Annotated in this window: 14 protein-coding genes; 4 read left to right on the forward strand and 10 right to left on the reverse strand. The window is 29.6% G+C overall.

Features of this window, described 5'->3' with window-relative positions; genetic code table 11:
• Positions 1 to 12: 12 nt before the first annotated feature.
• The 3 genes from Q0714_RS11655 to Q0714_RS11670 form a co-directional block, all read right to left on the reverse strand.
• On the reverse strand, positions 13 to 1,116 hold the full coding sequence (locus Q0714_RS11655; protein WP_298265228.1) for a DUF4407 domain-containing protein: 1,104 nt from the start codon (positions 1,114 to 1,116) through the stop codon (positions 13 to 15).
• A 79-nt stretch (positions 1,117 to 1,195) separates the two neighbouring features.
• Entirely contained in the window at positions 1,196 to 1,582 is a 387-nt protein-coding gene (locus Q0714_RS11660) for a nucleoside triphosphate pyrophosphohydrolase family protein (RefSeq protein WP_298265231.1), read from the reverse strand.
• A 370-nt stretch (positions 1,583 to 1,952) separates the two neighbouring features.
• Positions 1,953 to 3,989 (reverse strand): dihydrofolate reductase, encoded by a 2,037-nt coding sequence (locus tag Q0714_RS11670; RefSeq protein ID WP_298265235.1) that lies wholly within the window; start codon positions 3,987 to 3,989, stop codon positions 1,953 to 1,955.
• A 98-nt stretch (positions 3,990 to 4,087) separates the two neighbouring features.
• Here Q0714_RS11670 and Q0714_RS11675 point away from each other — a divergent pair, with 98 nt between their 5' ends.
• Positions 4,088 to 5,098, forward strand: coding sequence for an SRPBCC family protein (locus Q0714_RS11675; protein ID WP_298265237.1), 1,011 nt, complete (start codon positions 4,088 to 4,090; stop codon positions 5,096 to 5,098).
• Here Q0714_RS11675 and Q0714_RS11680 read toward each other — a convergent pair whose 3' ends face one another.
• Positions 5,099 to 5,665, reverse strand: a complete 567-nt coding sequence (locus Q0714_RS11680; RefSeq protein ID WP_298265239.1) for a DNA-3-methyladenine glycosylase I — start codon at positions 5,663 to 5,665, stop codon at positions 5,099 to 5,101.
• Positions 5,666 to 5,675: 10 nt separating this feature from the next.
• Positions 5,676 to 7,355 (reverse strand): gamma-glutamyltransferase, encoded by a 1,680-nt coding sequence (gene ggt, locus Q0714_RS11685; protein WP_298265241.1) that lies wholly within the window; start codon positions 7,353 to 7,355, stop codon positions 5,676 to 5,678.
• Between the two features lie 117 nt (positions 7,356 to 7,472).
• On the opposite strand from ggt, the gene Q0714_RS11690 reads away from it, so the two are divergent.
• Positions 7,473 to 7,877: a DUF6146 family protein gene (locus Q0714_RS11690; protein ID WP_298265243.1), complete on the forward strand. Its 405-nt coding sequence runs from the start codon at positions 7,473 to 7,475 to the stop codon at positions 7,875 to 7,877.
• On the opposite strand, the gene nhaA is transcribed toward Q0714_RS11690, so the two are convergent.
• From nhaA to Q0714_RS11705, 3 genes are all read right to left on the reverse strand, one after another.
• Positions 7,874 to 9,184 carry a Na+/H+ antiporter NhaA gene (gene nhaA, locus Q0714_RS11695; RefSeq protein WP_298265245.1) on the reverse strand — a complete coding sequence of 437 codons (1,311 nt, stop codon included), beginning with the start codon at positions 9,182 to 9,184 and terminating at the stop codon, positions 7,874 to 7,876. The two genes, Q0714_RS11690 and nhaA, sit on opposite strands and share 4 nt — an antisense overlap.
• A gap of 108 nt (positions 9,185 to 9,292) precedes the next feature.
• Positions 9,293 to 10,915, reverse strand: coding sequence for a phosphoenolpyruvate carboxykinase (ATP) (gene pckA, locus Q0714_RS11700; protein WP_298265247.1), 1,623 nt, complete (start codon positions 10,913 to 10,915; stop codon positions 9,293 to 9,295).
• Between the two features lie 309 nt (positions 10,916 to 11,224).
• Positions 11,225 to 11,599 carry a DUF423 domain-containing protein gene (locus tag Q0714_RS11705; RefSeq protein ID WP_298265250.1) on the reverse strand — a complete coding sequence of 125 codons (375 nt, stop codon included), beginning with the start codon at positions 11,597 to 11,599 and terminating at the stop codon, positions 11,225 to 11,227.
• A gap of 84 nt (positions 11,600 to 11,683) precedes the next feature.
• On the opposite strand from Q0714_RS11705, the gene Q0714_RS11710 reads away from it, so the two are divergent.
• Together Q0714_RS11710 and Q0714_RS11715 are read left to right on the forward strand one after the other, a co-directional pair.
• Positions 11,684 to 11,920, forward strand: a complete 237-nt coding sequence (locus tag Q0714_RS11710; protein WP_298265252.1) for a DUF2007 domain-containing protein — start codon at positions 11,684 to 11,686, stop codon at positions 11,918 to 11,920.
• A gap of 39 nt (positions 11,921 to 11,959) precedes the next feature.
• A complete protein-coding gene (locus tag Q0714_RS11715) occupies positions 11,960 to 13,348 on the forward strand; it encodes a saccharopine dehydrogenase family protein (protein ID WP_298265266.1) in 1,389 nt (462 codons plus the stop codon).
• Positions 13,349 to 13,353: 5 nt separating this feature from the next.
• On the opposite strand, the gene Q0714_RS11720 is transcribed toward Q0714_RS11715, so the two are convergent.
• Entirely contained in the window at positions 13,354 to 14,067 is a 714-nt protein-coding gene (locus Q0714_RS11720; protein ID WP_298265254.1) for a methyltransferase, read from the reverse strand.
• Between the two features lie 68 nt (positions 14,068 to 14,135).
• Complete coding sequence (locus Q0714_RS11725) at positions 14,136 to 14,930, reverse strand: endonuclease/exonuclease/phosphatase family protein (protein ID WP_298265256.1); 795 nt, start codon at positions 14,928 to 14,930, stop codon at positions 14,136 to 14,138.
• Between the last annotated feature and the right edge of the window lie 146 nt (positions 14,931 to 15,076).

The raw sequence follows: 15,076 nt of genomic DNA on the forward strand, positions 1-15,076 counted from the left end.
TTGATGAAAATATTAACTTATCATCTTTTTTTGACTTTTATAAAAAGCATCTGCTTGTTGTTGTAAAAGCTCACGTGCTTTTTGCTTTTTATAATTATAAAGTTTATCTTCTTCTGCCAAATCGTTGTATATATTTTGATTGACTTCTCTGTCTGTTGCTAAAACCATAGCTCTCTGTTCTTCTTTTTGAAAAACCCAACTTTTAACAGAACTTTCAATATCTTGAAGTTTTAAATCGTATTCTCCTTGAGGTGAAATAATTTTAGCAAAAATTGGGGAGGTTTCTATAGCTAAAAATAATAGGAAAATAAAAAAAGATGGCAACCAAGGTAATTCTTCCAAGGCATTAATTCTTGCCATTAAGCCATCAAAACCATCAATTATTGGTTGAGTTATTTGCTCTTGCTTTTTTTGAAGCGCAACTAAAGAAGCAATTTGAGTTTCTTTTGTGCTTATTTTTTCTTTATTTTCAATTTTTGCTTGCTGTAATTCTGCTAAAGCTGCATCGTGTTTTTCTCTTTTCTCTTTATAAACTGGTCCTTTCCCTAAGATTTTTGTTCCTTTTCTACCTTCAGCTTCTGCAATATAGGTTTCATACAAGTTATTTGTAGTTTCTTCTTTTAAATCAATTTCATTTTTTAAACCATTTATCTCAGTTTGAAGCTTGTCTATTTCAGGTGTAAATTGAGTGGCTATTTGATTTTTATTCGCTAAGGTTAAATCGTTTTTTTTAGTTAACAATACTTGATTAATTTCTTTTTCAAAAATTTTCATTTCCAAGGGTTTAGAAATTACAACTGCAATAATAACTGCTAAAATAATTCGTGGAGTAGCCTGCCACAATTCTCGCCATTTATGGTTTTGTTTTTTTATAGTTGAAACAATAAACCTGTCTAAATTAAAGATGAGTAACCCCCAAATTAAACCAAAAAATATTGCAGTAAAATAATTGTCAAATACTGTAAACAATGCATAACTTGAGGCAATAGAAGCCATTAGGGCAGTAAAAAAAACGGTTCCTCCTATACCTGCATACTTAATTTGTTCTGCTTTTGAACAAGTTTTTAAAATATCTGTGTCTGCTCCAGAACACATCCAAAAGAAATTTTTAAACATAACATAGTAGTTTGTTATGCAAATAACGTAAAATCAAAAAAAATATTGTATCTAAGTTTTTATTAAAGAAACGCTAAAATTAATCCTTAATAATTTTAAGAATATTTGGTTTAAAATAATTAGGCCCTTTCATCACTTTCCCATCTTCTCTATAAATTGGTTTACCGTCGGCACCTAATTTGCTCATATTACTTCGTTGAATTTCATTAAAAACTTCTTCAATTTTATGTTGCATACCGTGTTCTAAAATGGTTCCACATAAAATATATAACATATCTCCTAAAGCATCTGCAACCTCAACTAAATCATTATTTTTAGCAGCTTCTAAATACTCCTCATTTTCTTCAGCCATTAAATCAAATCGTAATTTCAATTTACTCTCCGCTAATTTTGCAATTGGTTTATGTTTGATTCCTAGACCAAACGACTCATGAAATTCTTGTACAGCCTTTAATTTATTTTTCATTATTTAGTAGTATTATTTGTAGGGTTTAAAAGTAGGAAAATTTATAGTTTTAGATATTTAAACTGTATAGAAACTTTACTTTACACTATTATTTTTTTGTACTTTTGTTGTTAATAACACATCTAAAATATGTTTAGTAAAGGACAATTAATTTTTGCTGCTTGTTTTGTAATTGCATTTATATTATTAATGATTTGGAGTTACAGAAAAGATATTAAAATTCATAAAAAGTATTACAAAAATACTTTTATCATTTTAATAACTATCTTTTTAATTATTGCCATTTTTACTTTAATCACTTTTTCTTTGCATTAAAAAATCCGTTCCAAAATTAATTGAAACGGACTTTAAAATTTGTATTTATAAATTCTTAATTAACACTTGGTAATGTGGTGTATTTTTGAGCATACGCTAACATTTGTTCAGCAAAACTTGATGGTTGCACTACTTTAATGTCTGTAATATTACCTTCTGTATCCATTTCAGGAGTTAAAACAGGATTTACAAAACCACTGTAAGGCGCAGATTTAAATTTACTATTACGCTCTAATACTTCTTTATGAATAGCTTGATCCACTTTAACCCCATAAGTTTCAACTAAAGCTTTTCCAGCTTCAAAATCACCTTCAGATTTAATTCGTTGAATTTCACGTAAAAGTTCACCAAATAAGGTTCTTAATTTTACATAGTCTCTAACTACAAAATACGTTTTACCTTCTTTAACAACTTTTTCTATTACATTATCTTTAGTTCCTTTTTCAAAAGCCCAAGCAGCAACTAGCTGTCTATTTCTCATATGAGCCTCTTCAACATCGTCTCCAAGATTTAATCGAATTAATTGGGTCATCAATCCATTCCTAATATAGCCATCGTAAGCAGCTTTACCTATACCTTCAGCGTTTGGTGAAATTCCCATTTCTACTAATTTAGCATCAGGCAGATAATATAAACCAACCAAATCAGCACGAGCTTCTTCTAAAGTAGAAGCGTAATTTTTCATCGTTTCTTTTGGCATTCCAACACCTGGATTTATTTGTCCACTTGCATGACCAATAACTTCATGTAAAGCGGTATGTAATTTATCAGCCAACTTTCCATATGCTATTTCAGTTTCCACTTCTGCTTCATCAAAAGCAAATTCATTTAATCTACCTGTACCTCCTGCGTTGTTGTAGGCATTGATAATATTACCTAAAGAAACTGATTTAGATCCATGTTGCTGACGAATCCAGTTATTGTTTGGTAAATTTATTCCTATTGGTGTAGAAGGTGAAGCATCTCCAGATTCGGAAACTACATTTACCGTTTTATAAGATACACCAACCACATTTTTCTTTTTATGCGCATCCATTAGTGTTGAATTATCTTCAAACCATTGCGCATTTTCAGATAAAACTGCCATTTTTTTAGACATATCAAAGTCTTTAATTTGAACCACAGATTCATACGATCCCCTAAAGGCTTTTGGGTCGTTATATACTTCAATAAAACCGTGAATATAATCAATATCACCTGCTGTATTGGTTGCCCAAGCTATATTGTATTTATCCCAGGTTTCTAAATTTCCTGTTTGGTAATATTCAATCAACAATTTTAAAGCTTCTGCTTGAGCATCATTTTCTGCTACATCTACAGCTTTTTGTAACCAAAAAACCATCTTTTCAATAGATTCACCATACATACCTCCTACTTTCCATACTTTTTCTTCTAAAGTTCCGTCACTATTTTTTACCAATTTTGAATTAAGTCCATATTCAATTGGAGTAGCATCATTTTTATCTATTATTGATGCATAATATTCATCTACTTCTTCTGCAGTTATATTTGAGTCATAAAAATTTACTGCAGAACCTTTTAATAAACCTTTACTTGCATCTAAATTTACTTTTTTAGCATCTTTATCATTAAAAATAACCTCATAAGCTTCAACTGAAATCTCTGTATTGGTTTCTTTTAATAAGGTATTCAAATATTCTTTAGAAAAACCAGCTTTAAACTTATCGTTTGAATAATGATGGTGAATTCCATTAGAAAACCATATTCTTTTTAAATAAGTTTCAAAGTTTAACCACTCATCCGTTGTTTTATCTCCCTCATAGTTTTGGTAAATAGCTTCTAATGCTCTTCTTATGGCTAGGTTATGACGATAATTTTGATCGTACATAATATCTCTACCAGCCATTCCAGCTTGAGATAAAAAATAAACTAATTTTTTTTGCTTCAAACTCAGTTCTTCAAAACCCGGAATTTGATAACGAAGAATTTTTACATCTGCAAATTGTTCTACTACATAATTAAAATCTTTTGGAGCAATTTCTTTTTTAGTGAGTTCCTCTTTTTTTTCTGAATTGCATGAAAACAAAAAAGAAAAACTTAATAGCACCAAGACTAAATATTTAAATTTCATATTTTGATTGTTTTTTATTTATAAGGTTCAAATTTAATAATTTAAAAATGATTAATTTAGTAAAATTAAGTAATGTAAATCACTAAATTTTAGTTCCCATGAAAGCTTTAAAATATTTTTTTTTCTTACTCTTAATTTTAGTAATAGGGTTATCAATTTATATAGCTACACTTGATGGTAATTATGATATAAAACGCTCAAAAATTATAAAAGCACCTATTGAAGTTGTTTTTAACACAATTAATGATTTTAAAAAATGGGAAAATTGGGGGCCTTGGTATGAACTAGATTCTACTATTGTTGCATCTTATCCTAATAAAACTTCTGGAGTTGGTGCATCATATACTTGGACAGGCAAAGATGGCACGGGAACTATGAAAACAATTTCACTTATTCCAAATAAAGAAATTATTCAACAAATAGATTTTGGAACAGGTAATGTTTCTGAAGTTTATTGGAGATTTAGTGAAATTGATAACCATACAGAAGTTATTTGGGGTATGAAAGGTAAAAGCAACTTTGGAGAAAAACTTTTTTGGTTAACACAAGGGGGAATTGAAAAAAATATGACTCCTATGTATAATAGAGGTCTAGAGCTTATAGAAAATTATTTGATTAAAGAAATGGATAAACATTCATTTACCACTATTGGTGAGGTAGATTTTGGTGGCGGGTATTATTTGTACCTAACCACATCTAGTAAAATTGAAACAATTGATGCTAAAACTAAAGAAATGTTTCCAAAAATACTTGAGTTCATAAATCAAAATTCAATCAAAGCATCTGGACAACCATTTTTACTAACTCATCAATGGGATGAAATAAATAAAACAACCATTTTTTCAACTTGTATTCCTATTAAAGAAAGAGTAATTACAACAGGTGATGTTTTAACTGGTTTTTTACTGCCTCAAAAAACATTTAAAACTATTTTAAAAGGTGATTACAAATATTTATACCAAGCTTGGGAAAATGCATATAAAACTTTAGTTGAAAAAGGATATACTGCCATTGAAAAAGGCGAACCTTTTGAGGTTTATACCGTTGGCCCAAATGAAGAACCAAATCCAGCTAACTGGATAACAGAAATTTATATTCCCATTCAATAATTATGATACTTGATGATATCTAAAGCATTCGGTTATATGGTCATTTACCATCCCTGTTGCTTGTAAATGAGCATAAATTACTGTTGAACCTACAAACTTAAACCCTCTTTTTTTTAGATCTTTAGAAATCAGGTCTGAAAGCTCAGTAGTTGCAGGGACTTCAGATAAAATTTTCCATTTATTTTTAATTGGTTTTCCCTTAGTAAAATTCCAAATATAATTTGAGAAAGAGTGAAACTCTTTTTGAACTTCCTTAAATGCAATAGCATTAGAAATTGTAGCCTTAATTTTTAACTTGTTCCTTATAATCCCTGAATTATTAATAAGTTTTTCAAACTTAGCCTCATCATATTTAGCAATTTTATTATAATCAAAATCATCAAAAGCTTTTCTAAAGTTTTCTCTTTTTTTTAAAATAGTTATCCAACTTAAACCTGCCTGAAAAGTTTCTAAAATTAAAAATTCAAATAGTTTATCATCATTATAAACTGGCACTCCCCATTCTGTATCATGATATTCTATATAAAGCGGGTCATTCCCACACCAACCACATCTTTTTTTTTCCATAATATATATTTTAATAACCTGCAGCTTGTCCGTCTTTTCTAGATTCTGAAGCTCCAAAATAAACCTTATTTTCAGCATCGTACATAATTGCTTGGTAACCTCCAAAATAGCCACCATAACCTACTTTATGTCCTCTGGCAATTAATTCTCGTATTACCTCAAATGAAATTCCACTTTCTAGCTTTATTTCACCCCTATCAACTACCTTAACTCCAGTTGGTGTTGAAGAACCAGTATGTTCTATTCTTGGTGCATCACCAGCTTCTTGTAAATTCATACCAAAATCTATCAAATTCATTACAATTTGCACATGACCTTGTGGTTGAAAATCGCCTCCCATAACACCAAAACTAACATATGGTTTTCCGTCTTTTGTTATAAAAGCAGGTATGATCGTATGGAAAGGTCTCTTTTTTGGTTCGTAAGTGTTAAAATGTCCTTCTTCTAAATTAAATAACTCCCCTCGATCTTGCAACATAAAACCTAATTTTGGTGGCACCATACCAGATCCCATTCCTCTATAATTACTCTGAATTAATGATATCATATTACCTTCTTTATCTGCTACGGTTAAATAAATAGTTTCTCCAGCGCTAATTTCACCAGCATTGTATTTCCCTGCTCTATTGGTAATTAAATTTTTTCTTTTTTTAGCATATTTTTTATCTAATAATTGTTCAACCGGAACTTTTGCAAAATCCATATCAGCATAATACTTGGATCTATCTTCAAAAGCTAATTTTTTTGCTTCTGTTACAATATGAATATGTTCAGCAGAACCAAATTTAATATTTGAAAAATCATATTGCTCAATAATATTTAACATTTGTAACGCTGCAATTCCTTGTCCGTTTGGTGGCAGTTCCCATACATCAAAACCTCTATAATTAACAGAAACTGGTTGTACCCATTCTGACTTATGCGTTGCAAAATCTTTGTAGGATAAAAAACCTCCTTGTTCTTGAATAAATTTTGAAATGATTTGAGCTATTTCTCCTTTATAAAACGCATCCCTTCCTCCTTTGGCAATTTTAGAGTATGTATTGGCTAAATAAGGATTTTTAAAAATTGTTCCTTTCGAAGGAGCTTTTCCATCTACAGTATAAGTATCCAGTACATTTAGAAATTGAGATCCTAAATAAGGGACTGAACGTTGTAAATAATACCCTATCAATTCAGTTACTGGAAACCCTTCATTTGCATAAGTTATAGCGGGCTCTAAAATTTTACTCATCGGTAATTTACCAAATTTAGAATGCAATTCAAACCAACCATCTACACACCCTGGAACACTTACAGGTAAAGGCCCTAAAGAAGGTATTTTTTTATAGTTATGGTCTTTAAAATATTTTAAAGTTAAGTTCTCTGGAGATCTTCCGCTAGCGTTTAAGCCATATAATTGTTGAGTTTTGGAATCCCAAACAATTGCAAATAAATCCCCTCCAATACCACTACCTGTAGGCTCCATAAGTCCAAGGGCGGCATTAGCAGCAATGGCAGCATCTATTGCCGACCCTCCTTTTTTTAAGACATCTAATCCTATTTGTGTTGCTAAAGGATGCGAGGTTGCTACCATCCCATTTTTTGCAATTACCTCAGATCGAGTTACAAAATTAGTTCCAGTCAATCTATCTTGAGAATGTACTTGAATAGAGATGAACAGCGTGAAAATAATAAATAAATATTTCATTTGTTTAATTGTAATTGATTATTAACAAATTTAATTTAATTATTTAAAAACTAACATTTTAAACCTATAAAATTGGAATAGTTTTTGTACATTTATTTAATACTAAAATACCTAATTATGAAACATTTATTGTATTATTTAGCAATTGGGTTATTTATTGTTGGATGTTCTTCAACAACTAAAACCACTACTAATAAAGATACTAAACTTCCTGAAGGCGCTGTGAGAATAGCAAATGATGAATTGGAGTACGAGATTATTATTATAGATCCAGGATTTGAAACCTATTTATATTCTATTGCAAAACCAGCCAATTTTTATTCGCAAGAGTATTATGAAATTAAAAATAAATTTTATGTTACTGAATGGAATATTAGAGCTGGAAACCCTTTAAAATACAATCCAAATATTTATGAAAATGTGATTGATTATGACTTTAATATTGATTATGGGTTGGATGTTAATTATAAATTATACAACTATTTTAAATTTGTAGAATATAAATACCATCAAAGTTTTTAACCTGTAGTAACTTTAGGTTTTAATGTTGAACGTAAAATTATATATCCTAAAATCCCAGCAACTAATGAGCCCAGAATAATTCCCATTTTTGATGCAGAAATTAAATTTTCTTCTGTATAAGCTAAATTAGCAATAAACAAGGACATGGTAAACCCAAGACCTCCTAAGAAACTTACTCCTATTAATTGTCCAAAATTTACATTTTCTGGTAAATCGGCTAACTTCAACTTAATACCAATAAAAGACATCAATAATATTCCAATTGTATTCCCTAAAACTAAAGCCAAAGTGATGTTTACCACTATATGACTTGAATCCTCCAACCCATCAAAACTGATGACTACACCCGCATTTGCTAACGCAAAAATTGGCATAATTATATAAGACACCCATCCATGCAAATTATGCTCTAAACTTTGTAAAGGTGAATTAACTTTTTCAGTAATTCCTTCTACAGAACCTATTACTTCCAATTGTTCTTTAGTTAAAATTGTTTTTGAAGGAGTGGCATCTTCTTTAAAAACGCTCAATTCTTCTCTTATCAGTTTTACATATTCGGTCAAATTAGCTTTTCGTTTAATTGGTATTGCAAAAGCCATTAAAATTCCAGCAATTGTTGGGTGAACACCTGATTTTAGGAATAACAACCAAACAATAACTCCTAAAACAAAGTATAAATATTTTGAATAAATTTCTTTATAACTTAAAAAAGATACAAAAGCAAAAATCAACATGCCATAAGTTATTAAATCCCATTGAATGTTTGCACTATAAAAAATTGCAATTACTAATACCGCTCCAATATCATCAACAATGGCAAATGCTGTCAAAAATATTTTTAACCCTAAAGGAACTCTATTTCCTAAAAGTTTAAGTATTCCTAATGTAAATGCTATGTCTGTTGCCATAGGTACTCCCCAACCTTCAGCTCCTATTTTTCCGTTATTTAACACTAAAAAAATTAAAACTGGAAAAGCCATTCCACCTATGGCGGCAAAAATTGGAAGAGATGCTTTTCTTAAAGTAGTTAATTCTCCAGCCAATATTTCTCGTTTTACTTCTAAACCAATCACAAAGAAAAATATGGCCATTAAACCATCATTTATCCATAATATCAGTGGTTTGGCTAAATGAAATTTTGTATCAACAAAACCCAATATAAATTCACGACTCCATAAATCTTTATACAAATAACCATAGGAAGAATTTGCCCATAAAATAGCTATTATTGAACATGCAAAAAGAATAATACTTGAAGATGTTTCAAGGTTAATAAATCGTTTTAATGGATTACTGATAAATTTCATTGTGTTTAATTTACTTTTTAGGGCTGAAATATACAATTTTTAATTTTTTTTAAAAGAAAAAGCCTTCCAAAATGGAAGGCTTTAATAAAATGTTTATACTTTCTTAACTTATAATTGTGGTCCAGCTGCAACTAAAGCTTTTCCTTCTTCGTTATCTGTATATTTTTCAAAGTTTTTGATAAATAAACTAGCCAACTTGGTTGCTTTTTCTGTCCAATCTTCAGGGTTTTCATAAGTGTCTCTTGGGTCTAAAATTTCTGTATGAACTCCTGGTAAAGAAGTTGGTACTTCTAAATTGAAAATTGGAATTGTTTTAGTTTCAGCTTTTTCAATAGAACCATCTAAAATTGCATTAATAATTCCACGTGTATCTTTTATAGATATTCTTTTTCCTGTTCCGTTCCATCCTGTATTAACCAAGTAGGCTTCTGCTCCATTAGCTTCCATTTTTTTCACTAATTCTTCACCATATTTAACAGGGTGCAGTGTTAAAAAAGCTGCTCCAAAACAAGCTGAAAATGTAGGCGTTGGCTCTGTAATTCCACGTTCAGTTCCTGCTAATTTAGCTGTAAACCCTGATAAGAAGTGATATTTAGTTTGCTCAGGAGTTAATTTTGAAACTGGAGGTAATGTACCAAATGCATCAGCAGATAAGAAAATTACTTTTTGAGCTGCTCCAGCTTTAGATACTGGTTTTACAATATTTTCAATATGATGAATTGGGTAAGAAACACGTGTATTTTCAGTTACAGAATTATCATCAAAATCTATTTTACCATTTTCATCAACTGTTACATTTTCTAATAATGCATCTTTTTTAATTGCTGCATAAATTTCTGGTTCTGAATCTTTATCTAAATTAATTGTTTTAGCATAACATCCACCTTCAAAGTTAAAAATACCTTCATCATCCCAACCGTGCTCATCATCTCCAATTAATTGACGACTTGCATCTGTAGACAACGTTGTTTTTCCTGTTCCTGATAGGCCAAAGAAAATTGCAGTATCGCCATCTTTACCAACATTAGCAGAACAGTGCATAGATGCAATTCCTCTTAATGGTAAGTAATAGTTCATCATTGCAAACATTCCTTTTTTCATTTCACCTCCGTACCAAGTACCTCCAATAATTTGGATTTTCTCAGTTAAGTTAAACAATACAAAGTTTTCAGAGTTTAACCCATGTTCTTTCCAATTTGGATTTGAAATTTCAGAGCCATTCATTACTACAAAATCAGGTTCTCCAAAATTTTCTAATTCTTCTGAAGTTGGGCGAATGAACATATTGGTTACAAAATGTGCTTGCCAAGGAACTTCAACAATAAAACGTACTTTTAAACGAGTATCTTCATTAGCTCCACAAAAAGCATCTACAACAAATAATCTTTTTCCTGACAATTCTTCAGTAACCAATCCTTTTAAATCATTCCAAACTTCTTGAGTTGTTGGTTTATTATCGTTTGGAGCTTGAGTTGAATTCCACCATAAAGTATCTTTTGTAACATCGTCTTTTACAATAAATTTATCTTTAGGTGAACGACCTGTAAATTTACCTGTCATAACATTAACAGCTCCAAGTTCTGTCAAATAACCTTTCTCATATCCTTCTAAATTTGGGTCTAATTCATATTTGTATAACTCATCATAAGATGGATTGTAAACTATTTCTTTAACATTTTTAATCCCCAAGTCATTTAATGACGTAACTACTGATTTTCTAAGAATTTCCATTAGTTGTGTTTTATTTATTAGTAATCTTTATTAATTATCTACAACAAATTTAAGCATTATTATAAGCTTATATTTATGACATTTATCAGTATAATCTGACTATTTACTAAAACGTTTTCCACTTGATAAAAAATTAAATATCAGTGAAATAATACAAATTTTCTTTTTACAAAAAATTACGAAAACGTTTTCATTTTTTGACAAAAAAAAACGTTTTTCATTTTTTCTTTCAATAAATTTTTGGCTAAAATATGGTTAATAGTTTAAGCCAACAAACATTTTAATATTCCAATTCTTTTAATTTCATTTTTATTCTTTTTTTATTTTTAAAAAAGAATATGCAAGCTTAAGCCATCCTATTATAAATAATAAACCTCCCAAAGGTGTGATAAACCAAATATTTTTTGGAGAAACTCCTAAAGTGATGGCATAAATAGATCCTGAAAAGAATAAAATTCCTGCTAAAAACAAATAACTAATTACATTTTTATTCTTTAAATTAAATCCTGTATACGTATTAACAATTAATAAAACAATTATATGAAACATTTGATATTTTACTGCAGTTTCATAACTCTTTAGTTCGTCCACTGTTAAAACTTCTTTCAAAGCATGAGCACCAAATGCCCCTAAAACAATTGTTATAGCTCCTAAAATTGAAATAATTACTAAATTTTTATTCATGTAATATTATTTTGACAGTAAAATTAAAAAAATTGATTATTTCTCAATCCATTATTTTGTATATTTATGTGAAAATAAAAAATTATGGAAGATCATAAAGATACATTAGTTACAATTTTAACTGCTAGCTTAATACACGAAATTCACATTGCAAAATCATTATTAGCAAACCAAGGTATTGAGAGCTATATTATTGACGAAAACATAGCAACTTCCATTGGAACTGCATTTATTGAAGGTTATAAACTTAAAGTAAATTCGGCAGATTTTATTAGAGCTAAAGAGATTTTAGATGCCATAGACCTTGAAAATAACAATTAACTTACAAAATAAGTTTTTAAATTTGTATTTTCGTCTACCATTTATAACAAAACAACAATGCGAAAAATTTTGGTTATTGGCGCTGGTCAATCTTCATCTTCATTAATAAAGTATCTATTAGACAAATCAATTTCGGAAAATTTACATATCACTGTTGCTGATATGTCTCTTGAGCTTGCTAAAAAGAAAATTCTAAATCATAAAAACGGTCAGGCCATTACCTTAAATATTTTTGATGATTTTGATCGAAATAATGCTATAAAAAATGCTGACATTGTAGTTTCTATGCTCCCTGCTCATTTACATATTAATGTGGCTAAGGATTGCTTAAAATACGGAAAAAGTATGGTAACAGCTTCTTATATTTCTAATGAAATGAAAGCGTTACACCAAGATGCAGTTCATAAAAACATAATTTTTATGAATGAAATTGGTTTAGACCCTGGGGTAGACCATATGAGTGCTATGAAAATTATTGATGAAATTAGAACAAAAGGAGGAAAAATGTTATTATTTGAGTCTTTTTGCGGTGGATTAGTAGCTCCTGAAAGTGATGATAATTTATGGAATTACAAATTTACTTGGAATCCAAGAAATGTAGTTTTAGCTGGGCAAGGTGGTGCATCAAAATTTATTCAAGAAGGAACCTATAAATATATTCCATATCATAAATTATTTAGACGTACCGAAATTTTAAACATTGATGGTTATGGAAAATTTGAAGCCTATGCCAATAGAGACTCTTTAAAATACCGAAGTGTTTACGGTTTAGACGATATTTTAACTTTATATCGTGGAACTATTAGACGTGTAGGTTATTCTAGAGCTTGGAATATTTTTGTACAACTAGGAATGACTGATGATAGTTACACTATGGAAAATTCTGAGAACATGAGTTATAGAGAATTTACCAATTCATTCTTAGCCTACAACCCTAACGATTCTGTAGAATTAAAATTACGCCACTATTTAAAAATTGATCAGGATGATATTATATGGGAAAAATTATTAGAACTTGATTTGTTTAATTCAACAAAAAAAATTGGCTTAAAAAATGCCACACCAGCCCAAATTTTAGAAAAAATTTTAAAAGACAGTTGGACTTTAAAAGAAAATGATAAAGATATGATTGTTATGCAGCATTTGTTTGGGTATGAACTAAATGGTAAAAAACATCAAATTGAAAGTAGTATGGTATGCCTTGGTGACAATCAAGTATATACAGCTATGGCTAAAACAGTTGGTTTACCTGTAGCAATTGCTACACTTAAGATTTTAAATAAAGAAATTACCACTCCAGGAGTTCAAATACCAATTAATAAAGAAGTTTATGAACCAATTTTAGTCGAGTTAGAAGAAAATGGTATTGTTTTTAAAGAAAAAGAAGTTTCCTATTTAGGTTACAATCCTGAACATGTAATAGGTTAAATTTATTACATTTTTAAATAAAAATCTTGTACTAAATTTTTATATTCTTCCGTATAATCATGTCTATTAATTTCAATAATCAATTCTTGAAATTCAATTTCATTTTGATGAAAAGAAAATTGCAATAAACTCCTTTTTATAGAAGCATTATAAGTTCCTTTTACTCTGGTAATTCTAGCTGGAAACAACTTATTTTGTGCCGCTAAATCAATAAATTCCTTTTCATTTTCAAAAGGAATTATAAATGCACAATTTCCGTTTGGGGCTAATAATTTTGAAGTTCCTTCAAGTAAATCGTAGTAAGGTAAACTTTTGGAATGTCTTGCCATAGCTCTTTCTTCAGAAATATTCTTATACGTTGAAGTATAAAAGGGAGGATTAGAAATTATTAAATCGTACTTTTCATCTATTTCTTCAGCAAATTCTTGTAAAGAAGCATGGTAACAAAACAAGCGATCTCCCCAATTACTTTGTTCAAAATTTTCAACTGTTTGTTCATAAGCATCGTCATTTAATTCAATTGCATCTATCACTTCGGCATTACTTTTTTGCGCCATCATTAAAGCAATTAAACCAGTGCCAGCACCTATATCTAAAATGTTAAAAACACCTTGATTAATTTCAGTCCAAGCTCCAATTAACACTCCATCGGTACCTACTTTCATCGCAGTTTTATCTTGCCGAATAGTAAATTGTTTAAATTGAAAAGGTTTTGACATTTAAAAAATTATTACAATTATATAAATGACAAAATTAAACTTATTCCTACAGATTGTTCAATTTTTATTTAGTTTAATAATTCTATGGTTACTAAATAAGCGCAATGATCGGAAGCGATGGTATTTTGAATAACTTTAGTTTCCAATATCCTCCACTTATTTTTTGGAAGAAACATTACATAATCAATCTTTATTTTAGGGTTATTTGAAGGATATGTAGGTTTTGGATTTGTTTTATCATATGTTGATGTCCAAACTTGTTCTAAAATATTGATAGGAGTACTTTTTGGAATTGCATTTAAATCACCTGCTAAAATAGTAGGGTACTTATTTGTAGAAAATACTTCATTAATTTTTTTTGCTTGTGCAACCCTATCTGTTTCATTTTCTAAATGGTCTAAGTGGGTTCCAATAAAAGCGACAGTATCACCAGATTTTAATTTAGATACTACTTCTAAAGCTGCTCTAGGTTCGTTTCCTTTACTATATGGTAAAGCCACATTTCTTGTTTTAAGAAACGTGTATTTAGACAAAATTCCTTCCCCATATTCTCCACCATCAAATTCCATGGCTTTTGCAAACAAAGGCACCATTTTAGTTCTCCATCCAAGTTCTGTAACCAAATCATACTTTTTGGCTCTATTTGTTTTAAAATCTACCTCTTGCATAGCAACAAAATCAGGATCAGTATCTTTAATTACTCCAGCTAAAAGATTTAAATCAAAATTATTTTTCGTAGTAGCTCCATGGAGAATATTAAACGTAAGAACTTTTACAATTCTACTACTATCCACAACGTGTTGCGAAGTTACTGCTGTAGTGCTTAATAATATTATTGCTAGAAACACCATTAATATTCTCATATCATTAAATTTTTAAATTATTTCTTTTAGGTTATATTATTCTTAAAAATATTTCTGTTATCAATCATATTTATATACAATTTTTAATTTCAGTCATTAGTTTTTGTGCTAATGCATCTGCTTTTGCTTGCGAAGTACTTTCGGTA

It is taken from the genome of uncultured Lutibacter sp., from assembly GCF_947493565.1.
Taxonomy (GTDB): Bacteria; Bacteroidota; Bacteroidia; order Flavobacteriales; family Flavobacteriaceae; genus Lutibacter; species Lutibacter aestuarii.